The organism is Polynucleobacter sp. AM-25C3, from assembly GCF_018882335.1.
GTDB lineage: Bacteria > Pseudomonadota > Gammaproteobacteria > Burkholderiales > Burkholderiaceae > Polynucleobacter.
The window spans coordinates 44,753-64,954 of the sequence record NZ_JACVOS010000010.1 but is presented as its reverse complement, the minus strand read 5'-3'; the positions used below and the strand labels follow the sequence as shown (position 1 = coordinate 64,954).

Sequence of the window (20,202 nt, the reverse complement as noted above, 5' to 3'; positions counted from 1 at the left end):
CCAGGAATTTACGCGAAACTAAGTCAAGATTTGCATTGCGCGACGAGTAGTATAAAACTGTCTGCGACTAAATTTTGTGCCGAGGTGCCCGTATGAGGACGCATCTATTCTGGAAAAACCTTGTTTCAGCGCAGTTTATTTTTGTTTCCCCCATTGCGGCAACAGTGCTCGAATTGCACTTTAAGAATCAAGCATGGATCCCTGCGCTTGCCGTAATGTTCAATTTTGTAATTGCGGTACTAGTTCTCCGATATAGCGACCGCTCCACTGGCTGGCTGCGCCTGCTGCCTGCCTGGAAATGGCTCGCATTATTTAATACCTTCTTGCTGTACTTGATGTTGATCTTGGTAACTGCTGACATAACCCCTCCAACCAGGGCGTTAATACTTTGGGCAGCATTTCCGACATGCCTTTGTTTGGCATTGATTCACTTACCAGGCGCTAACGGAGAAAACTCATGATCCAATCTAAAGCGGCTATCCATGGCAACGTTAAGACCGTGACCGTACCACCTACAAATGAGATAAATATTTGCACCCACCTTTGGGTATTTTTCCTCTTAGAGAATTCTTGGAGATTATCCGCTAGGTTCAACGCTAGAATTTTTTGCGAACCCTCTAACACGCTGTTTATCTTTAAAAGATTGTTGCGAATTGTGTCGGGTAGATCATCGAATGCCGTGTGTTCATCTAGGGCAGTTAATTTTTGTAAACAATATTGGCGTAATTCTAGACTGTCTAGTTTTGTTGCCGTATCCAAGGCCCACTTTAAGGTACTTTGGATTTCAAATTTACTTAAGCCATGCCTTTTTGAAAGAATAAAAATTTCTTCCATCGTAAGCGATTTTTCAATTCCAAGATTAAAGCAGTTGATGATGCGAATTTTTAATCGCCACTTCCAAAAGCAGCTAACAATAGCAAGAAGAGTGATTACAGTTCCACCACCCAACATAAACATTATGACAACTAAAACTAAAGCTTCCCAGATATTGTCCACGGTTGAGTTTCCTTATCGAAGTAGGGTTCTGAAAATTACCCACCGGTCCCGTATTGCGGCTCCACCCGCACGGAAAGAAGTGAGTAATAAATTCTACCTAGGAAACTCAACCACCCCTAATTTTGGTGTTAGGAGCTTTTTATGAGCCTCCATCTATATCGACAAGTCTCTGATTGCGCTTTGCCCTCAAGGGAAAAATTTGTGCTTCTGCGCTTAGCATTTACCGCTACCGATGGGGGGTTAGCAATACTGCCGTTAGACCGGCTGGCAAGTGATACAAGCCTCACTGACGAAGAGATTGGGGCGCATTTAACGTCCTTAGAAGAAAAAGGAATTATTGAAAACCGATCTGTATCAATTCGCAATCCCAATGGCCAATCAACAATTAGTCATGGGTACCAAATTCTTCCTGATCGATTCCCGAAATGGACTCCTGAGCTTCGCAAAGCTCTGCACGAGGAGGATGCGTTATGAGTGTAAAAGTGCAATCAATGGTTTGGGATGCCGATATTGAGCATAACCAAAAGTATGTATTGATAGCCTTGGCTGACCAAGCTAACGACTTTGGCAAAGAGTGTTGGCCAAGTATTGCCTACCTTGCTGCCAAGTGCAATTTGTCGGATAGATCCGTACAAAGAAGCCTAAAAAAACTTGAGGAAGATGGCTTAATTTCTCGCCAAGCGCGTTATGGACGGTCAACTTATTTCACTATTTTTCTTTCTAGATTGGTGGAGTTAAAGCGAAAAGAGTGGGTTGAGGTTGACGAAGATGATCACCAAGATGGTGTAAAAGTTATCCACAACCCCGACAAAAATTCACCCCGTCAAAATGACGCCCCGACAATTTGTCACCCCGACAATTTGTCACCCCCAACAGGAAACCCTTATTCTGTAGGGACCCCCGACAATTTGTCACCCCCGACAAACGGTCGTAATTTAGACAATTTGTCACCACCACCCCGACAATTTGTCACCCATAACCATCCCTTTAACCATCCTTTATCGTCGACGACGACAGAGAATGAAGTTTTCCACAACCCTGAAAACCAAAAAACAAATGCTGCAGAGCATAACGACTTGGGGGCAGTCGTTGAATTAATTTCAACCTGGGAGCAGGGTAGGGGTAAGACGGTCAAAGTCTCACCAAGCGATCGCACAAAAATTTCCTACTGGCTTCAAGTCGGGGTTTCCTCTAACACCCTTAAGGCAGCCTACGACACTGCGGTCGCTCAACGTCAAAAGCAGGGTGATCCAGCTCCGGTAACCATCGGTTATTTGGATTCAATCATCGCCTCTGCAGGCAAGGCGGGAAAGTCTACTAGTGCCCTAGCGAGTGGAAATGGTTCGGGTCTCAATGCTGCACCATGGTATGTCACTGATGCTGGCATTGAAAATGAAGCGAATCGGATAGGGTGCAAACCTCACCCTGGTGAGCCCTTCCCGGAATTTAAGTTCCGAGTTTTAGCTTACCGTCAGATACCCTACGAGCAATACGAGCGAGATAGGAGGGAATACTCAGTCAGCCAATAAATTAACCATAAGCAGCACCATAGAAGCAACCCAACGACTCCATCGAAGAGAAAAGAAAAACCGAAAACCCCACTCGGAAATAGTGGGGAGTCTCTTTGATAGGAGTAGTTATGAAGACTTTTAAAAATGCATTAACCATTAAAGGCAAAAGATTTTTAAGAAACACCAAAAATCAATTTGATCGTAAATCTAGTGATATCAGTCTTGTTCATGCGGGGTTCCAAATTGCAATGTTGGGTGTAGCCCTTGAAGCAAACCCAGCGTTTGCACAGCTTGCTAGAGCTTCCACATTTGCTAATACGGTGTCCACAACGCTTATGTCGGTTGGCATTGCAACCGGATCATCCGCGTCGTTGTGGACTGGCTACAAAATGATGTTTAAGGGCGCAAGCTTTGGTGATGTGTCTCATCTATTGGGTGGTGGCCTACTCGCTGGTGGTGCAACTGCCATCGGTGGCTACTTAATGGCTCCGTAAGGTAAAGGCAGATCGTGGACTCTGTATTTAAAGGTTGCACAAGGCCATCGCTATTGGCGGGAGTTCCAATGCTCCCGCTAATGGCTGTGGCCATGCCATTAATTTTGCTCTCATTTTGGTCTCTATTTATAAGTCCATACCTTACTTTGGTTTGCTTGTGCCTATTAGGGTTTGTTTACTTTTGGATGCGCAAAGTTAGTAGTCATGATGACCAGCGGCTATTACAGCTCTTAAAACGCTTTTTGCTAAGGGTTGCAAAGCATGTATCAGCCAAACATTGGGGGGCAATAACTTACTCCCCAATCAAATATAAAAAACGAAACCGGAAATAACTATGGGCGCAATACCAAGACATGAAGAGCTGGCAACAAGGGAGGCTTGTCTTGCCGACTTTATTCCATTTAATACACCAATTACCGAGAGCATTGTTAAGAATAGTGACGGCTCATACTTGGCGACATGGAGGCTTGATGGAATCTCATTTGAGGCGCAAGACCCGGAAGATATTGAGCTGCGACATGACAGTTTCAACAGCATGGTGCGCAGCCTAGGATTTGGGGTTGCCCTCTGGTCACATAGGCTACGTCGCAAGATTAGTGACCGTCTTGAAACGGATTACGAAGAGCCTGTTGCCAAAGAGATTGCAACCAAGTATTACCAAACCTTCCAGGGCTATCGAATGATGGCCAATGAGTTTTATCTGACTTTAGTTTACAAGCCACCAAGAGCCAAACAGGCTTCCGAAGGATTATCAAGATTCTTTTCTCGTCAGGCAATGCGAAGCCTAGAACAGATTAGACATGATGAGGCTGAAGATCTAAAAAAGATGGCTGAATTCATTAACAAAATGAATTCTAGCCTTCGAGAATATGACCCTACATTACTGGGTGACTATGTTTATGAGGGCGATACTTTTAATAGACAAAGGGAGTTTTATGCCTATTTGGTAAATGGCTACTGGAAGCCCGTCAGGAGCGCTAGCTACCAGTCAATTTCTCAATCGCTGCCTACGACTCGCCAGTTTGTCCAGGACGAATTAATTGAGCTGCGCGGACCAAAAGGGTCTAAGTATGTAGCCCTACTAGATTTACAGGATTACCCGCCAGAAACATCGCCTGGAATTATTAATTTGCTTCTGTACTTGGATTATGAGTTCATTGAGACCATGAGCTTTACGATCATGAGCAAAAGGCAGGCTGAAGGAGCAATCAAGCTTCAGCAAAAACAATTGCGAGCATCCGAAGATATTGCTGCATCTCAAGTAGAGGCCCTCAATAGGGCGCTAGACGATTTGGGTGACGGGGTATTCTGTTATGGGGAGTTCCATTACAGCCTTGCGGTTTTTGGAGATTCGCCTGCAGCCGCAAGAAAAAACCTGTCCGGAGCAAGAACCACTCTAGAGGAGGCTGGCTTCCAAACTGCATTGATAGATCTACTCGCAGATGGAGCATGGTTTTCCCAACTGCCAGGCAATTGGAAGTATCGACCAAGAGAGGCTAAATTAACCAGTAGAAATTATTGCGGCATGAGCGCGTTTCATGGCTTTGCAATGGGGAAACGCAATGGAAACCCTTGGGGTGAGGCGGTAACAGTTTTGAAGACGCCTAACGGCAACCCGTACTACTTCAATTGGCACGCGACTCGTGATGATGTTGATAGTTTTGATGATAAAGCGCCAGGGAACACAACAATTATCGGGGCCACGGGTACAGGTAAAACAGTTGTAGAGCTCTTTCTCATGATGATGAGCCTGAAATATAAACCAACCATTCTTTTTTGGGACAAAGATAGGGGTGCTGAAATTGCGATTCGTGCGCTGGGTGGAAATTACCGAACCTTTAAAAGAGGCGTTCCAACCGGATTAAATCCACTGCAGCTTCCGGCCAATCCGCAGAACACTGCCTATAACATTGAATTTATTAAAGAACGAGTACCAAGAAGGGTAACGCCCAAAGAAGAGGAGCAAATCACTGCGGCAGTCACCCAAGTGCTAAAAATGGAGATGAAGTTTAGGCGTCTCTCCATGGTTCACCAACAGCTACCTAATACCGATGACGATGGCGTAGCCGCGCACTTGGCAAAATGGTGTGCTACTACAGGAGGCAGTTTGGCGTGGGTTGCGGATAACCCAGAACTCACAATTGATTTTTCATCTGACCACCTATTGGGATTCGATGACACTGATTTACTAGAGTCGCCAGAGGTGCTTGATCCTATTACCTCCATCTTGCTACACATGGCCAATTCATTGATAGATGGGCGTAGGTTCATGTATTTCATGGCTGAGTTTTGGAAGCGACTTGAGTTGCCAGCTTGTACTGATTTTGCTGTTAACAAGCAATACACCATTCGCAAACAAAATGGATTTGGCGTATTTGATACCCAATCACCAGCGCAAATTTTAAAAACTCCTCACGTAGCGGCAATGGTTGAGCAAAGCGCAACACAAATATTTCTCCCAAACCCAAAGGCTAGCTATGACGATTATGTAAACGGCTTCTCGCTTACTAAGGCTGAGTTCGAAACGATTAAATCATTCGAACCTCATAGCCGACAAATGCTAATCAAGCAAGGTCATGGAACTGCGATAGTGACCCTTGACCTTGGCGGACTGGGTGAGTATCTAAATATATTGAGCTCTTCGACGGACAACTTAGCAATGCTTGATGCTATTCGTGCCGAAGTGGGAGATGCGCCCGAAGCATGGCTACCAATATTTCAAGAGCATATGGAATTACGCAAGGCTCAGGAGAAAGAAAAGAGTCTTCGTAAGCAATAAATCAGATGCACTAAAGACGTTAGCGCGGAGTATTTAAATTACTTGATAAGGATTTTCACTATGATGTTTTGCACAAAAAAAAGTATTGTCAGAATAATTAAACCATTATTACTTGCGAGCGTATTGTCGATGAGCTCACATTCACATGCGCAGGGAATCCCGGTATTTGACGCGGCCAACTACACCAATATGATTCAAACAATTACTGCATGGCAGCAGCAGATTGCGGCGATGAAACAGCAATACGACCAGTCTGTAACTCAATACCAAGCTCTTACAGGCATTAGAGGGTATGGCTCGTTGTTATCAAATCCACAGCTGCAGCAATTTTTGCCGGCAGATATTCGTAACGTATATACGGCGATCAACACTAAAAACCCCTGGATTACGCTAAATAGCGCCGCACAAGCAGCTAGGAATGCCAAGACAATTTTTAGTTGCGAGTCTGTTCCGGCTGGCATCCCAAGAAATACCTGCATGAGCAGTCTTAATAAGAACTTTGCTGACCAAGACTTGTTTCAGCAAGCTTATGAACAGGTTCAGTTACATGATAAAAAAATCGCTGACCTAATGGCTCAAATTAACTTTACTCAAGATCCTAAAGCTATCGCAGAATTGCAGGCGCGATTGACAGTTGAGCAATCATTTCAGCAGAACGCAATGGCCAAGCTAAGTATCGCAACTGAGTTAGCTAAGACTCAAACAAAGTTGATTGAGCAAGAGAAAAATGAGTATATGATGAACGCCCTTTCCAAAACGGGGCGACCAACTTTTACCACCAAGACTTTTGCAGTTGGTCAATAAATCATGGGAATGATAACTACTGTAGCTCAGGGCTTGCAAAATGGTGTTGATGTTTATGTCAATCAGACTTCGGCAGCAATCATTGGGGCCATCACCCCGATAGTTGGAATTGGGGTAACAATCTGGATCATTAACTACGGACTTGCAGTATCCAGGGGGCAGGCCCAGGCCCCAGTAATGGATTTCACGTGGAAGGCAACCAAAATTGCCATGATCTTAGGTTTGGGTCTTAGTGTTGGCACATATCAGTCGCAGATTATTCCCGTTGTCAATGATGTGTTCTTTAGTCTTGGAAAGTTGGTTTCGTTAAAAGGTTCTAACAACTGTAATTTTAGCGCAAGCCAAGTGTTTCAGATGATCGACTGCAATGAGTCTCACTCAATGGAGTTTACTAAAGCATTTTGGACTGCATTAAAGAATGGAGGGCTCACAAATATAGGGCTTTCAATTTTGGTGGCGATTTATGCAACTCTTTTATCAATTGGGATTGTTTTCTACTACTTGGTGATATCGGTTGAAATTCTCTATTGCTATCTTGCCCTTCAGCTTATTTTAGGGGTTGGACCATTATTTATTTGTGCTCTGGCATTTGAGCCTACCAAAAAATACTTTGATGGCTGGATTTCTAAAGTTGGGAATTTATGCGTATTCTCGATGCTTTGCTTTGCTTACATGGGGATGACGGTTTCTATTATTGAGAGCATATTGATTGAAGCGCTACCTGGCGCGACAGCACAGAGTGCCGACGCATGGGCGATTGCGGCAGATGCCAATACTGACATTCTGCTTCTTGTGCCACAGTTGGTTTTGATGTTTTTAATGCTGGGATGGGTTGGAACTCGTATTTCTGGGATTGCTGCAGCACTTTCAGGCTCATCTCCTGCAGGTAGTTCTGCAGCTGCGTTCCTAGGTGGAATGCTTACTAGAAATATTATAAATAGGGCTGGAATACCAAAACCACCGAAGAGTCCAGGCGGAGATAAAGGTGGCTCAATTACTAATGGGAGTCCCCCTACACAGTCAAGGTCGGAGCGTCTTGGTCAAAATCTTGGGAAAATCGCTGCGCGGGGGAGGGAGATGGTTCGAAAGCGCAATGGTTAAGGTTTTGTGCTTTCAGAGGCGTTATTCGGTTTTGGTGCCTCCATGAACTTAGGCAATTTTGTGCCGCTCATGGCTTTGATCACCTTGTCCTCTGCGCTACCCGAATTTTGACTTGTAGGTTTTGTTTCTTCACTTTCGTTACAGGCTGTGAGGATTAATAGTGGAAATAGGGCTGCAATCAGCGTGAGTTTATTTTTCATATTTTCCTTAGTTGTTCGTCGGAGTATTAATATATTAACGCCTAGTTAACAATTTTGATGACAAGCGCCATACTATTTATCTTACATGGAGAGTTAATTTGAAACAATGTCCTTTTTGCCTCACCAGTATTTCGGTTGGCGCTACTGTTTGTACAGGATGCGGCGCCTTTGAGCAACCAAACGCAGTTGCAAGCTCTGCCCTTAAGAAGTATTTCTACATGGTGGGAATTCCGATGATGAGTTACCAACTCGTCGATTTCACTGCCAGCGCACCCTTTTGGGCGGGGCTGATTAAACCTGGATCTACGATTGTGAATGTTGTGTCAACTATATTGATATTTGGATATCTGTGGAAATTTTATCTTCCTTGGGCCAATACAATCATGTGGTACAGAAAACACTAAAAGCTCTTGAATTTCGTGGTGAGTGTAGTAAAATTATTCTCGTTAGATTACCAAACGTTAGCGCGTTGAACTTGATAGGATAAGCCTCTAGGCAATTCATTAAATATCAAAGCACTGTTTTTTAAATAGCGGTACCAACAGGGTTAGCGCCCTTCGCAATTAACTTGATGGGATTTTCATGGCCAGCAAAAAGCCTTTAGACGGTGAATTTTACGATGCGGCAGCTCACTGGGAAACCAGTCGCCAAGAGATGCTTGAAAAATCAGAGGGTAGGGCGTGGATTATTGCTCGAGTAGCTGTAGTCATTACCCTCTTATGCCTTATCGGGCTGTTGATAATGTTGCCGTTTTATAAGGTAATACCTCTTGTTTTCCAAGTGGACAAGACCACTGGTGAAACTCAATTAATTGATGCTACCGGTTCATCCACAGTGCAAACAAACGAATTAATTGATAAGCACTACATAGCCGATTACGTCTCATCTCGCGAGCGCTATGTTTGGACTCTACTGCAACATGACCATGATCATGTGATGAATTTATCGGATGAGCGAACCGGTAGGATGTATGACGCTCAATTTGAGGGAATAAATGCCAAGGATAAACGTCTTGGGTCGGATACGGATCAGCGCATAACACGCTTAACCGTTTCTCTTCCGCCCGGAGAGCCTGGTAAGGCGGTGGTTCGATTTGATCGCGTAACCAGACAGGGTGGTGTTGATAAGCCACCAGAGAAGTTAATAGCGACCCTTAGTTACGCCTATAAGCCACTAGCAAACAATGTTCAAACAGGTTTCGCTATCGATAACCCGTTAGGCTTTACCGTTAATGGATATGTCGTTGATGCCGAACTTACCGGCGTTGGACCCAAGGTGACCCCATGATGTCCGGGTCAATTAGATTGGCGCTGAACTCACCGAAATTATTAACAATTTTTTGCATGTCAATCATGCTGTTCATTGCCTCTCAAGTGGCTTATGCGCAAACCAGCCAACCCAAGAGTGAGGATGCAAGCGCACCAAAGAAAGAGGTTGCTGTAACCCCTAAAGTCGTTGTGATGGCGAAAAAGCCAAACTTAACCCCTGAAATTCCAAAAATCCTAAATGTCGATTACGACGCAGACTCGCAGTCTACGGTGGTGCCCGTTCTGACTAAATTGGGATTTGCAACGCAGTTATTTTTTGCGCCAGGGGAGCGAATTGAAGCCTGTGCTGCGGGCTCAACACCATGTGTTTTTGGTGGTGATTCTGACGGCTGGGTTTTGCTTGGGAAGGTAGGTGATGATTCGATAACTCTAAAGCCTGGCTTAGCTGCAGCTAATACCAATTTGTTGGTAAAAACTAATTTATATCGCTATGCATTTGATTTGCGAGTGCTTGGTGAAAAGGAAAAGCAAAATGGGAATTGGACCATTGCTTTTCAGCACTCATCTATAGAGCAGTCGCCTGCAGAAAAGAGCCGCGTCTTGTTAGATGAACGCTTAAATAGCTCTGTACGCATCAAGCGTAATACGAATTACACAATGCAGAAAATCGAAGGTACCGAGGAAATTATTCCAAACCAAGTTTGGGATGACGGTCGGTTTACTTATATTCGAATTCCAAACAACCGCTCAATTCCTACAATTTTTAAAGTTGCGCCTGACAATCAAGAGTCAATGGTTGAGTCGCATCTTGAAAACGATGTCTTGGTTGCTCACCAAGTAGCGCCGCGCTGGGTATTGCGCCTATCAAATCAAGTCGTTGGTATTTGGAATGAGAGCTACGATCCTGATGGCGTGCCTGCAGTAAACGGAACCACAATTCCAGGCGTAATCCGAGTTGTGAAGGGGGTTCAAAAGTGAGCGAACTTAATCAAATTGAGTCCGGGGATCAGCCGCACGAAGAGGATGAGTACTTGGCCGGGGGAGGCAGATCCCATATTGGCTCAAATACTGCCCTTAAGCGCAAAACAAATGTTTGGAAGGTTGCTATCCCGCTAGTTTTCATAGCTTCTTTTATAGCTGGCGGATATTGGTTTTATCAAAAATCACGCGCTAATCATTTGGCCGCCTTAGGCAATAAGGCGAGCGAAGTAAATTCCAACAATGCTGCACCTGGTGCAACTGCAGGGCAGCCAACAAGTACACGACGCACATTAGGGGTTGATTCCGATGGCTTTGGAGGCGCAACCCCACCAGGCCGTCAGCCAACTGAGCAGGGCAGTACGCAGGCCAAGGATGGATCAACTGCTCCTGGGGCTGGTGTTCCTGGACCGCTATCTTCTTCGCAAGCATTAAAACAAAGCGGGCCTGGACAGCCCTTAGCGCCAACCTCACCTTACGGGGCTGTTGACCCTAATGTACCAATGATTCCGCGATCACGATTTGATTCCCCGCTGGTAATGCAGGATGGTATTTCAGCCTCATCAGCCATGCCGGGTATGGCTGGGGCAAACAGAGTAGCGGTCTCAGCTGGCACTTCTCAGGGAGTCGGTGGGCTTGCGCAACCTACGATGCCTGCTTTCCCTGACATATCAAAAATAATGCCAGCACAACCAACTCAACCCGTTGGTGCATTTGGTAATCAATTAACTCCTAGCAAAACACCAAAAGCCACAGCTACGTTACTAGGCAATCGCAGTCTAATGTTGGCCAAAGGAGCTTCGATTGATTGCGGTCTTGACACCGCATTCTCTTCTGATGCAGCAAGTCAGCTGTCATGCACGGTTACGAAGAATGTGTATAGCGATGACGGAAAGGTTGTGTTAATCGACAAAGGATCAAAAGCAACCGGCGAATCCGGCACCAGTATTAAGCAAGGCCAAACACGCGTCTTTGTTTTATGGACGCGAATCAAGACCCCAACTGGGGTAGTGATTGATTTGGATTCTCCAGGAGCTGATTCGTTGGGTCGTGGCGGAATTTCCGGGGATGTTGATAACCACTTTATGGAGCGATTTGGCGCTGCTTTTCTCGTCTCCATGTTTCAGGATGTTGTGGGCTATGGCATTGCGAAAGCAAGCACTGGGAGCAATAGCACCAGCGTTATACAAAACACGCAGTCATCAGGAAACTCTTTAGCGACAGAGATTGTTCGCAATTCGATTGGAATTCCGCCGACACTTCAAAAGAATCAAGGTGATCGAATTTCAATTTCAGTGGCTCGTGATTTGGACTTTAGTAGTGTTTATGAGTTAAAGGCCAATTAATATGCGATATAAGTTCGAAGGATCTAACAATCGTATTGCTAGCCCCTCAGACCATGTTTGGCAAAGTTTATTAAGCAAGGCGTATGAGGTTGGTGATCACCCGATTTGCCTTTGCAATGATCGCAATCCTCCCATGTACTTATCAAAATTTAGTGACGAATACGTTCTAAAGCGCATGCCTGGAACCGGGGCTTTACATGCCTCCCACTGCGACTCCTACGAGCCGCCAATTGAGTTATCGGGGCTTGGTGAGCTTTTGGGAACCGCAATTATCGAAAACACCAAGCTGGGCACTACAACACTTAAGATCGGCTTCCCACTACGAAAAATGCCGGGTAGAGCGGCACCAGTCGCCAATCCCGATGCATCAGTTTCTAGCGTTAAAGCAGAGGGGAAGAGATTGGGGTTTAGAAGCCTCTTGCAATATTTGTGGGCAGAAGCTGGCTTTAATCGATGGACTCCAAAGATGCAGGGTAAGCGTAATTGGGTAGTGATTGGGAAGTATTTAAATGAGGCGCTCAATGTATCTATGGTTAAGCACCTTTCTCTTTCTGAGTCATCATTTTTGCCTCATAGATGGCTAGAGGAAACCGATCCTAAATTTATTGAAAATGAAATGCGCCGGAAGGAGCGATGGATTAAGGCTTCTCAGTTTGATTCTAATCAAAAGGAATTATTGCTTCTTATTGGAGAAGTTAAAAATATTTCCGAGTCTCGTTTTGGGTACTCGATGGCGATTAAACAAATTCCACACATTCCTTTTTACATGGATGCAGATGTGCATCGAAAACTATTGAAGCATTTTGAGGGAGAGCTGACCCTACGCAATGCGTTTCCAGGGGGGCACCTAATGGTTATCGGCACCTTTGGAATAAATGAATCCTTGACAGCCAAATTTGAAGAGCTTGCGTTAATGTATGTAGACGAAAATTGGCTACCAGTTGAGTCTATGGGCGATGCTGCATTAACAAGCTTGCTGGTAAAGCAGGAGCGCACCTTTGTAAAAGGAATGCGTTACAACTTAAGTATTCATAAGCCACTAGCAAGTGCAGTTCTATCGGACACAGGTCCAAAGCCAACGGCACTCTACCTGACGCCATCAGAAGTTAATCAGTCAAATTTCATCAACGAGCAAACCGAATTAATCGCCAATAGCGATATGGATAGCTGGATCTGGAAACTGAACGAACCTTTACCTAATCTTCCTCAATTGCAGGGAAATTCATATTCAAACGAAGGAGCTGGTCATGAGCATTAATTTCAAATCAAGCCTATTAGCCTTTTTACTCTCTGCGTCAGCGCTTTTCCCGCAATTGGCAAAGGCTGACGACTGGGGTTGTCAAGTTGCGCTATGCATGGCCAATCCAGCTGGAGCCACAGCGGTTCCTGAGTGCGTTCCGGTTATGCAGCGTCTTTATGATGCGCTAAGAAATAAACGCCCTTGGCCAACTTGCGATAGAGCGCAAGCGCCTGCGCCACAGCAATTCTTTGTACCTCAAACCAACGGATCTGGCTCGCAGGGTTCCAATTCTCAACCACAACTTCCAACAGGTCAGCCATGAACAATGCCTCTAAACCTATTGATTCTCTTGGCAAAGATTCGATGGTCAAGCAATTAATGCTACCCCTGCAATCATATTTCAAGGATGGCGTTACAGAGATGGTTATTAATCGTCCTGGAGAGTTAGTTACTGAATCAGATAATGGTTGGGAGTTCCATTCGGTGCCTGAGCTGACATTACTTCACCTAAGACAGCTTGCGCAAAGCATTGCTACCTTCACTGATCAAAAAATATCTTCATCGCACCCGATTCTGTCGGCCACGCTCCCGGGTCAAGAGCGCGTACAAATCGTAATGGAGCCAGCGGTTCCACCAGACTGCATTAGCTTTACAATTCGCCGCCCTCAAATGAAGGTAATTCCCATGTCAGCATATGTTGATGGAGGATATTTTGACGATACTTTTTGGAGCAAGCCAGAGGGCAACATTGAGAAGCTTGACCCCAATAGTCAGAAGCTAATGAAATTACTTGAAAGCAAATGCTTTCCTGAATTCTTAAAGGCGTCTGTGGAAAACCACTTAAACGTTGCAGTGGTTGGCGATACAGGCTCTGGCAAAACCACATTTATGAAATCACTATGCCAATACATTCCGAGCTGGGAGAGGGTGATCACCATTGAAGATGTTCGAGAGCTGTTTATGGAAGATAAAGCAAATCAAGTCAATTTACTTTACTCAAAAGGTGGTCAAGGTAAGGCAAACGTTACACCCGCAGATTTGATTGGTAGCAATATGCGCATGAAGCCCGATCGCGTTCTTCTTGCTGAGTTACGCGGGTCAGAGAGTTACGACTTTCTTAAGCTCTTGACCACGGGCCATAGTGGCTCATTGACTTCATTCCATGCTGAAAGCTGCCCAACAGCAATCCCAAGGTTTGTCTTCATGGCAAAGGAGCACCAGGAAGCCGCTGCATATACCCAAGCCGAAATCGCGAAATTATTTTTAATGACGATCGATGTTGTAGCTCATGTGCAAGCCCGATTTATTTTTAAAGGCGATCAGCTAATTGGGAAGAAAAGGGTGATGACCGAGATTCATTTTGATCCGTTTAAGAAGCGTGAGTTGGCTTATGGTCATTAATGGGCGCATTAACGACATTTGACAAAAATTTTTAGTAGGAAAGCTGTAGGTATTGCCAAGTATTTTTTTATGAGTGAAAATAGGTGTATGCGTTAGCGCGCACCATAACTTGATAGGATTAACATGTCTGTTTTTTATAAGCAGTTCGCTTCTATTGTCATTGAGCGTTTGCTATTACTATGCTTTGCCAGCATGGCGGTTTTAGCCATTGTCGGCTGCTCAAGCGGTCCTAGACCGGTCTTACTGCCTGATGGGCAAGCGCGGATCGCCATAAATGAACCCATCAACACAATCCCTTCAACGGAAGTTCCTGATTTAACTCTCGAGGACTCGCCAGCTGAAGTGCAGGTGAGGCTTGCAGCTGTCTCAACAATCTCGAAGGCCAATATCGTAATTCCAGTAGCGCCAGAGCCTGAGCTGATTTGGCAGCTCAAAAAGGGAGAAACCATAAGGTCTGAGCTTACCAAGTGGGCGAAGGATTCGAATTGGTCACTGGTTTGGCAGTTCGATAAAGACTGGGTAATTCCTTCTAACTCAGAATTTACTGGCAGCTTTGATATCGCCGCCGCCAAAGTGATTGAAACACTTTCCTCCAATGGAATTCTTATTCACGCTAATTTCTATAGCGCAAACAAAACTTTAGTAATTACAGGCCCGGGAGTCACGCCACAATGAGAAATTACATTTCAAAAACTAAAAAATTAGTACTATTGGCCTCGCTGTTAGTTGGCTGTGTCTTTATTACCGCTTGCTCAGGCTTTATTGGGGCCAAGAATAATCAGCGTCAGGCTGAATATGAAGAGCAAATTGCAAAACAGGGCAATGTTGATCCCGCAAGACCTGTGGTGATTAAATCAACTGGGGCTTACCTTGCTGGAGAGAAAATTACAGTTGCAGAGCAGTTGTCGCCGCTTCTTAAAAAGAAGGTGGTTTACAAACCGAGTCGCTCCGTAATGTTGCCTGACGTTGCTCATTGGATTAGCGAAGAATTTAATCTCGTTGCGGATTTAACGGGATTGCAGGTTAATACGACGACCCAATCCACCGGCACATCTATGCCTGGAGCGCTTAACACCAGCGCATTGCCAAGCGCTGCTACAGCGCTTGCTTCCAATCTATCGGGGGGCGCTGGCTTGCCGGCTCCGCTTGGTGTTTCTGCGCCCGCAAGTAATACCGGCGGCGTTTTTCAAGCTCCAACGAATACGCAGTTAGCGCGCCTGCCATTACAGATTCCAATGAATCTTAATTACGAGGGCACCTTAAACGGTCTTTTAGATCAGTTGGCGCAAAAGACTGGGGTGTGGTGGAAGTTTGCAGATGGTAAGGCCATGTTCTTTCGTAGTGAATCAAAAACTTTTTATCTTCCAACTATTGCCCGCAGCTTTAAGGGTAGCTCAACCATCACAACTACCTCAGCATCAGTTTCAGGATCATCAGGCTCTGGTGGTGCCAATGTCTCAGGGGGAGCAAGCAGCTCTTCTGGTGCTGAGAGCACTTCCCGTTATGACGTAGATCTTTGGAAGGATATTGAAACCACTGCCAAGGTCGTAGGTAAGGGTGCTGAAGTAGCTATTAATGCTGCCGCTGGCTCCATTACGGTGACCGGTTCGCCCGCAGAAGTTCGTCATATGGAAACATGGGTAAAGACCTTATCTGACCAGTTGTCCCAACAGGTTCAGATTGACGTCAACATCTATACGGTTGCGGTTAATAGCGAAGAAAACTACAGCTGGAACCCTAGTGTGATTTTTAAATCCGCTGGCAATCTGGGTTTTAACGTTACCGGCGTTCAAACCCCAGCAGTGATTGGCGGCATGACGCCATTTAATATTGGTGCATCAGTCATTAATTCATCGAATTATGCTGGATCTACCGCGGCTCTAAATGCGCTATCAACAATTGGTAAGGTGACTGAAAAACTCCATCAGCAAGCAATTGCGATGAATGGTCAACCAACACCGGTGCAATTGGCAAGACAGCAAAGCTACCTTGCCTCATCTAATTCAACAACGTCTGCCAACGTGGGCACTACAACGTCACTTACGCCAGGGACCTTCACAGTTGGTTTTACGGCGATGTTTGTGCCGCGCATCATAAACGGCAAGATTGTGCTGGCCATGACGATGACCAATAGCGCATTAGTCTCCCTTAAGACGGTCACCAGTGGCTCAGGTTCTTCGCAAGCCTCTATTCAAACACCCGACATTGATACCAGCACTTTCCAAAATACGGTGACTTTAACGCCTGGCGATGCTTTGCTTCTCACCAGCCTTACCAAAGAGACTGGCTCAAACCAAAACTCAGGAATCTTTTCTCCTTTCTTCTATTTGCTCGGAGGTGGATTTGACTCGACTGCAGGCAAGCAAATTATGGCCATCGTTGTTACAGCGAAAGTACTTTAATGAAACTCTCTCTTATTCCAAAAAACAAAATTATTGGCTTCGCGCTAGTTATAGTGATTTGCTCCATTCTTGCTGCTGCCATATATTTGTATAGTAGTGTTGACAAGCCGACTCAAAAGAGGCCGCAGAGCGTAGTACAGTCAGGAGGGCTTGTCCTTACTCAAGTCCAAACTGATGCAAAGGCGGCCATGGATTTAAGCCCAGAAACCTCGGCTAATGTCCCGGCTACAAGCAAGCCTGAAGCATCAGGTTTAGCCAAGAATGAAGAAGTGGTGAAGACCGCTACACAGCCGGGCCAGGACGGAGTGGGGACTGTTGCGAATAAAAAAGCCTCTGCTGCTATAGGTTCTCCAGACGCTAAATCCTCTACGCCTGCCGATTGGGCTGCCCCAACTTTAGGTGATCTAGAAAAACTGCGTTCTGAAAATGCCATGCTTGCCGAGCAACTAAAAAATGCCGAGCTCAAAACAAAAATTGCTAAAGAAGGTAGTGTCCCAGGCATCCCTGGGGCACCCAATCCCAATGCAGCGCAAAGCCCAGGCCCCACTAACTCAGCGAGAGGACCTCGCGTACTAATGATTGCCGGTGGCGAGAATAATTACCGTGCCAATGTCTCGATGCCAAATGGCCAGACTATTACAGCATCAGTAGGAACTGTTATTGCTGGCTATGGCGTAGTTAGCGCCATCACACCAAATGAAGTGCTGTTTGGCTCGGGTAAGGCTAAACGATCTATACCCTTGGTTGGCAATAGCGCCAACTCTGATTTTGTCATGGGGCAATAAGAATGATTCTCCAGCTTGGCAAAACGCGTTGGTATCTTGGCATGCATTGGAATGCCTTTGATACAGCGCCCAACTTTAGCGAAATCAAAACAGAAGCGCAGCATTATGGAGCCAATCTTTACGCATTGCGGGTTAGCGAACTCGCAGTTCAAGCAGGGTTTGCTTACGATAGCGATGGAGCGCTTACTAAAAAGTCGAACAAGACATTTTCGCTTGCAGCCCGCTTAGCAAGCGCCGTTGCTGAGCCTTGGTTTGGCATATTTCAGCTAGGCGATGGTGTGTATTGGTACATTGCCGTTCGAGATGGCTATTCCATTCTCCCGGATGGCGACATTATTGGCACTGCACAAGAGATTGATGAAGTGCGCTCAGCGCATGCAGGGTTTAAAGATTGGAAAAGTGTTGAAGGGGATTTAAGTGCCTTAAATGAGTTACTTGCCAATATTGCCCAGCGCGAGGCTACTGGGATTGTTGCTAAAAGTAAGCTTGTTACAGTCAATGCCATTGGGGCAAGCAAAGCGTTGCCCTGGAAGGGCGTCACGATTGGAATGGTTTGCGCCGGACTGGTAGGAGGTGGGTTTTATTGGCATGCCTTGCAAAAAGAAGAGCAGGCACGCATTCATGCTGCTCAGGTGCTAGCAGCGCAACAGCAAAAGATGGCTGACCAAGCATTAGCGCCTTTGAATGCGCCCATGCCCAATAGTTGGCTTACTGCCTGTAAAGCAGCGGTGTATGCACTACCCCTGACTAAATCTGGCTGGAAGTTAGTGGGAATAGATTGTCAGAATAATGAAGCGCTGGCTCAGTGGAAATTAGCGCCTGGTGCAACGGTAAAAAATCGACCAGAAGGGGCGCTCAGTAACGATGGCGCAAATATTTCACAACTACTGCCCCTATCTTTTGGGGTGAGCGCTGGCCAGAATAGCGCCTCTATCGAGCCACCAGGCAGTTTGCAAAGCAATCTTCTGGCTTTGCGCTTTATTGCGCAAAGCACCGGCATGAGCTTGGAGCTAACAACGCCGACTGATACTGCCGCAAACGCCTTACCAGGCCAGATTAATCAAATGGCGCAACAAGTCAATAACGCCGCCTCTCAAGTCAAGCCGTTGCAAAAACAAAGTTTCACTTTGGTTAGCTCAACAGCTCCATTTTCAATTGATTTTTCGAGCGTGCCGGGAATGCGAATGACTCATCTTTCTAGCAGTTTGGTCGATAGTGCTGGGTACAAATTAGAGGGCATGGTTTATGGATACTAGAAAATCTGTTTTAAATTCATTTAATGGCTCAAGACCTTCCATGGGTTTTAAGTTTGAGTTATTACCACTTCGTCTTTTGGATAAGGTTGCGCTAGACGTGAAGACTAAAACCGTCTTTACAGATCTACGCACCTCGGGCAACCCACACTTTATGACTTGGCTAAATAAGACAAAGCGCAATGATGGCTCAATAACGGTAGAGCTTCGCGAAATCGCCCAGATCGCTCAATTGCACGAACAAGGATTTGCTCAAAAAGCGATTGGTGGCGACAAAAGTGAGCTATTGGTGCGTAACTATGCGCTCGATCTGATTGCCCAGGCTAGCAAGTATGGTGCATCTGATATTCATATCATGATGCGTGGTACCCATGCGGATGTGCAGTTTGAAATTGGTGGCGATCTATATCACTTTCTGACAGTATTTCACAATGAAGGTGGCGCTATCGCCAGAGCGATTTTTCAAGGCATTGCCCAAACTAAGGCTGCAATGTATGAAGAGCTTGCATATCAAAATGCGCAAATTTCCGGCTCGGAGTTTCCGCCAGAATGCAAACTATCTTCTTGCCGTATTTTTAGAGGGCCAGCTTTTTCTTTAGGCGCACAAGGCGGCGGATTTATGACAATCCGTTTGCAATATTTGGCAGGACATAAAAAAGAAGATGGGCTTGACCCCTTGTCCTATCCAGAGCGTCCCGCCGGACACTTTGCATTGGCGGAGATGGGTTACTCTGCAGCACAAATTGCAAAAATAGACATTTTGATGAATACCCCGGCGGGGGTTGTTCTTTTTACTGGGCCTACTGGTTCCGGTAAAACCACCACTTTGTTTCAGATCTTGCAACACCTAGCCAGAATCAAGCCCTATAACCGCCAGGTCACTGTTGAAGATCCGGTTGAAAACCCGATGCCCTGGGCGGTGCAAATGGTGATCACCAACGCCAAAAACGATGAAGAAGTGGGTATAGAGTACGCAAACTTGGTTCGCGGGGCGTTGCGTATGGCCCCTAAGATTTTATTTTTAGGAGAAATTCGAGGGCCAGCAGTTGCCGCATCCGTCATTGAAGCAGCCTTAACAGGTCACCAAGCATGGTCTACTTTGCATACTCCTGACCCGTTTGCAGCGATCGATCGTATCGAAACAATGGACCCCGTTCTATTGCCGCGTAAACGGTTTTGCGATCCTGCCATTCTCTGTGGAGTGATCACGCAGCGATTAATCCCAAGAGCTTGTCCCCACTGCAAGGTTTCGTTGAGCGATAGCGCAGCTTCGGGCTTTTCATTGGATGCGCGACTTTTATCCGCTTTGGGAACTTGGGGTGATGTTAATCAGGTTTATCTGGAAAAAGAGGGTGGATGCCAGCATTGCAATTACACCGGCAAATCCAAAAGGGTGGCGATTGCGGAAGTGGTTTTATGCGACGAAGCCTTGATGGACGATTTTGTCAATCATGGCACAAGCGTTGCGCGTAAAAATTATCGCGCAAGAGTTGATTCGGATCGACCCTTATTGGAGCAAGCGCTGCACTTAGTTTTTACTGGTGAGGTTGACCCTCGGGCGGTGGAAAAAACCGTTGACTTAATTAGCTCTAACCCTGCCAGCTCCATGCCTTACGGATTGGTTGCGTGATGGAAAACTCACAA

General features: G+C 45.8%; 21 protein-coding genes. 19 read left to right on the top strand and 2 right to left on the bottom strand.

Translation table 11 applies throughout. From position 1 onward, the window contains the following. The first annotated feature begins 92 nt into the window (after positions 1-92). A complete protein-coding gene (locus ICN12_RS08060; protein ID WP_216271994.1) occupies positions 93-461 on the top strand; it encodes a hypothetical protein in 369 nt (122 codons plus the stop codon). Here ICN12_RS08060 and ICN12_RS08055 read toward each other — a convergent pair. Further along, positions 442-996, bottom strand: a complete 555-nt coding sequence (locus ICN12_RS08055) for a hypothetical protein (protein WP_216271993.1) — start codon at positions 994-996, stop codon at positions 442-444. The two genes, ICN12_RS08060 and ICN12_RS08055, sit on opposite strands and share 20 nt — an antisense overlap. Before the next feature lie 141 nt (positions 997-1,137). On the opposite strand from ICN12_RS08055, the gene ICN12_RS08050 reads away from it, so the two are divergent. The 7 genes from ICN12_RS08050 to ICN12_RS08020 all read left to right on the top strand — a co-directional run bounded on the left by ICN12_RS08050 (position 1,138) and on the right by ICN12_RS08020 (position 7,685). Then, the gene (locus ICN12_RS08050; protein WP_216271992.1) at positions 1,138-1,470 is read left to right on the top strand and encodes a hypothetical protein; all 333 of its coding nucleotides are present in this window, start codon (positions 1,138-1,140) and stop codon (positions 1,468-1,470) included. Next, complete coding sequence (locus ICN12_RS08045) at positions 1,467-2,525, top strand: helix-turn-helix domain-containing protein (RefSeq protein ID WP_216271991.1); 1,059 nt, start codon at positions 1,467-1,469, stop codon at positions 2,523-2,525. The genes ICN12_RS08050 and ICN12_RS08045 overlap by 4 nt, the downstream gene beginning before the upstream one ends. Positions 2,526-2,635: 110 nt before the next feature. Then, entirely contained in the window at positions 2,636-3,001 is a 366-nt protein-coding gene (locus tag ICN12_RS08040; RefSeq protein ID WP_216271990.1) for a TrbC/VirB2 family protein, read from the top strand. A 14-nt stretch (positions 3,002-3,015) separates the two neighbouring features. Then, positions 3,016-3,333, top strand: a complete 318-nt coding sequence (locus ICN12_RS11000) for a VirB3 family type IV secretion system protein (protein ID WP_216271989.1) — start codon at positions 3,016-3,018, stop codon at positions 3,331-3,333. A 2-nt stretch (positions 3,334-3,335) separates the two neighbouring features. Beyond that, positions 3,336-5,780, top strand: a complete 2,445-nt coding sequence (locus tag ICN12_RS08030) for a VirB4 family type IV secretion/conjugal transfer ATPase (protein ID WP_216271988.1) — start codon at positions 3,336-3,338, stop codon at positions 5,778-5,780. A gap of 60 nt (positions 5,781-5,840) precedes the next feature. Further along, positions 5,841-6,584, top strand: coding sequence for a P-type DNA transfer protein VirB5 (virB5, locus tag ICN12_RS08025; protein WP_370624993.1), 744 nt, complete (start codon positions 5,841-5,843; stop codon positions 6,582-6,584). Between the two features lie 9 nt (positions 6,585-6,593). Further along, the gene (locus ICN12_RS08020) at positions 6,594-7,685 is read left to right on the top strand and encodes a TrbL/VirB6 family protein (RefSeq protein WP_216271986.1); all 1,092 of its coding nucleotides are present in this window, start codon (positions 6,594-6,596) and stop codon (positions 7,683-7,685) included. On the opposite strand, the gene ICN12_RS08015 is transcribed toward ICN12_RS08020, so the two are convergent. Beyond that, positions 7,682-7,885 carry a hypothetical protein gene (locus tag ICN12_RS08015; RefSeq protein ID WP_216271985.1) on the bottom strand — a complete coding sequence of 68 codons (204 nt, stop codon included), beginning with the start codon at positions 7,883-7,885 and terminating at the stop codon, positions 7,682-7,684. The genes ICN12_RS08020 and ICN12_RS08015 overlap by 4 nt on opposite strands. A gap of 582 nt (positions 7,886-8,467) precedes the next feature. On the opposite strand from ICN12_RS08015, the gene ICN12_RS08010 reads away from it, so the two are divergent. The 11 genes from ICN12_RS08010 to ICN12_RS07960 all read left to right on the top strand — a co-directional run bounded on the left by ICN12_RS08010 (position 8,468) and on the right by ICN12_RS07960 (position 20,188). Then, entirely contained in the window at positions 8,468-9,172 is a 705-nt protein-coding gene (locus ICN12_RS08010; protein ID WP_216271984.1) for a VirB8 family type IV secretion system protein, read from the top strand. Between the two features lie 56 nt (positions 9,173-9,228). Further along, positions 9,229-10,131 (top strand): TrbG/VirB9 family P-type conjugative transfer protein, encoded by a 903-nt coding sequence (locus ICN12_RS08005; protein WP_216271983.1) that lies wholly within the window; start codon positions 9,229-9,231, stop codon positions 10,129-10,131. Further along, positions 10,128-11,477, top strand: a complete 1,350-nt coding sequence (virB10, locus tag ICN12_RS10995) for a type IV secretion system protein VirB10 (protein WP_216271982.1) — start codon at positions 10,128-10,130, stop codon at positions 11,475-11,477. Before ICN12_RS08005 ends, virB10 begins: the two co-directional genes overlap by 4 nt. A gap of 1 nt (position 11,478) precedes the next feature. Beyond that, a complete protein-coding gene (locus ICN12_RS07995; RefSeq protein WP_216271981.1) occupies positions 11,479-12,735 on the top strand; it encodes a DUF1173 family protein in 1,257 nt (418 codons plus the stop codon). Beyond that, positions 12,725-13,039 (top strand): hypothetical protein, encoded by a 315-nt coding sequence (locus ICN12_RS07990; RefSeq protein WP_216271980.1) that lies wholly within the window; start codon positions 12,725-12,727, stop codon positions 13,037-13,039. The genes ICN12_RS07995 and ICN12_RS07990 overlap by 11 nt, the downstream gene beginning before the upstream one ends. Next, a complete protein-coding gene (gene virB11, locus ICN12_RS07985; protein WP_216271979.1) occupies positions 13,036-14,118 on the top strand; it encodes a P-type DNA transfer ATPase VirB11 in 1,083 nt (360 codons plus the stop codon). The genes ICN12_RS07990 and virB11 overlap by 4 nt, the downstream gene beginning before the upstream one ends. A 123-nt stretch (positions 14,119-14,241) precedes the next feature. Further along, positions 14,242-14,793 carry a toxin co-regulated pilus biosynthesis Q family protein gene (locus ICN12_RS07980; protein ID WP_216271978.1) on the top strand — a complete coding sequence of 184 codons (552 nt, stop codon included), beginning with the start codon at positions 14,242-14,244 and terminating at the stop codon, positions 14,791-14,793. Continuing rightward, complete coding sequence (locus tag ICN12_RS07975; RefSeq protein WP_216271977.1) at positions 14,790-16,520, top strand: secretin GspD/PilQ domain-containing protein; 1,731 nt, start codon at positions 14,790-14,792, stop codon at positions 16,518-16,520. Before ICN12_RS07980 ends, ICN12_RS07975 begins: the two co-directional genes overlap by 4 nt. Beyond that, complete coding sequence (pilP, locus tag ICN12_RS07970) at positions 16,520-17,305, top strand: type IV pilus biogenesis protein PilP (protein WP_216271976.1); 786 nt, start codon at positions 16,520-16,522, stop codon at positions 17,303-17,305. The genes ICN12_RS07975 and pilP overlap by 1 nt, the downstream gene beginning before the upstream one ends. A 2-nt stretch (positions 17,306-17,307) precedes the next feature. After that, the gene (gene pilO2, locus ICN12_RS07965; RefSeq protein WP_216271975.1) at positions 17,308-18,561 is read left to right on the top strand and encodes a type 4b pilus protein PilO2; all 1,254 of its coding nucleotides are present in this window, start codon (positions 17,308-17,310) and stop codon (positions 18,559-18,561) included. Further along, entirely contained in the window at positions 18,551-20,188 is a 1,638-nt protein-coding gene (locus ICN12_RS07960) for a GspE/PulE family protein (RefSeq protein ID WP_216271974.1), read from the top strand. Before pilO2 ends, ICN12_RS07960 begins: the two co-directional genes overlap by 11 nt. Positions 20,189-20,202: the final 14 nt, after the last annotated feature.

Bases quoted from the DNA above. Each gene is read 5' to 3' on its own strand.
- ICN12_RS08060 (WP_216271994.1), top strand. From the start codon at position 93: ATGAGGACGCATCTATTCTGGAAAAACCTTGTTTCAGCGCAGTTTATT.
- ICN12_RS08050 (WP_216271992.1), top strand. From the start codon at position 1,138: ATGAGCCTCCATCTATATCGACAAGTCTCTGATTGCGCTTTGCCCTCA.
- ICN12_RS08045 (WP_216271991.1), top strand. From the start codon at position 1,467: ATGAGTGTAAAAGTGCAATCAATGGTTTGGGATGCCGATATTGAGCAT.
- ICN12_RS08040 (WP_216271990.1), top strand. From the start codon at position 2,636: ATGAAGACTTTTAAAAATGCATTAACCATTAAAGGCAAAAGATTTTTA.
- ICN12_RS08030 (WP_216271988.1), top strand. From the start codon at position 3,336: ATGGGCGCAATACCAAGACATGAAGAGCTGGCAACAAGGGAGGCTTGT.
- virB5 (WP_370624993.1), top strand. From the start codon at position 5,841: ATGATGTTTTGCACAAAAAAAAGTATTGTCAGAATAATTAAACCATTA.
- ICN12_RS08020 (WP_216271986.1), top strand. From the start codon at position 6,594: ATGATAACTACTGTAGCTCAGGGCTTGCAAAATGGTGTTGATGTTTAT.
- ICN12_RS08015 (WP_216271985.1), bottom strand. From the start codon at position 7,885: ATGAAAAATAAACTCACGCTGATTGCAGCCCTATTTCCACTATTAATC.
- ICN12_RS08010 (WP_216271984.1), top strand. From the start codon at position 8,468: ATGGCCAGCAAAAAGCCTTTAGACGGTGAATTTTACGATGCGGCAGCT.
- ICN12_RS08005 (WP_216271983.1), top strand. From the start codon at position 9,229: ATGTCAATCATGCTGTTCATTGCCTCTCAAGTGGCTTATGCGCAAACC.
- ICN12_RS07995 (WP_216271981.1), top strand. From the start codon at position 11,479: ATGCGATATAAGTTCGAAGGATCTAACAATCGTATTGCTAGCCCCTCA.
- ICN12_RS07990 (WP_216271980.1), top strand. From the start codon at position 12,725: ATGAGCATTAATTTCAAATCAAGCCTATTAGCCTTTTTACTCTCTGCG.
- virB11 (WP_216271979.1), top strand. From the start codon at position 13,036: ATGAACAATGCCTCTAAACCTATTGATTCTCTTGGCAAAGATTCGATG.
- ICN12_RS07980 (WP_216271978.1), top strand. From the start codon at position 14,242: ATGTCTGTTTTTTATAAGCAGTTCGCTTCTATTGTCATTGAGCGTTTG.
- ICN12_RS07975 (WP_216271977.1), top strand. From the start codon at position 14,790: ATGAGAAATTACATTTCAAAAACTAAAAAATTAGTACTATTGGCCTCG.
- pilP (WP_216271976.1), top strand. From the start codon at position 16,520: ATGAAACTCTCTCTTATTCCAAAAAACAAAATTATTGGCTTCGCGCTA.
- pilO2 (WP_216271975.1), top strand. From the start codon at position 17,308: ATGATTCTCCAGCTTGGCAAAACGCGTTGGTATCTTGGCATGCATTGG.
- ICN12_RS07960 (WP_216271974.1), top strand. From the start codon at position 18,551: ATGGATACTAGAAAATCTGTTTTAAATTCATTTAATGGCTCAAGACCT.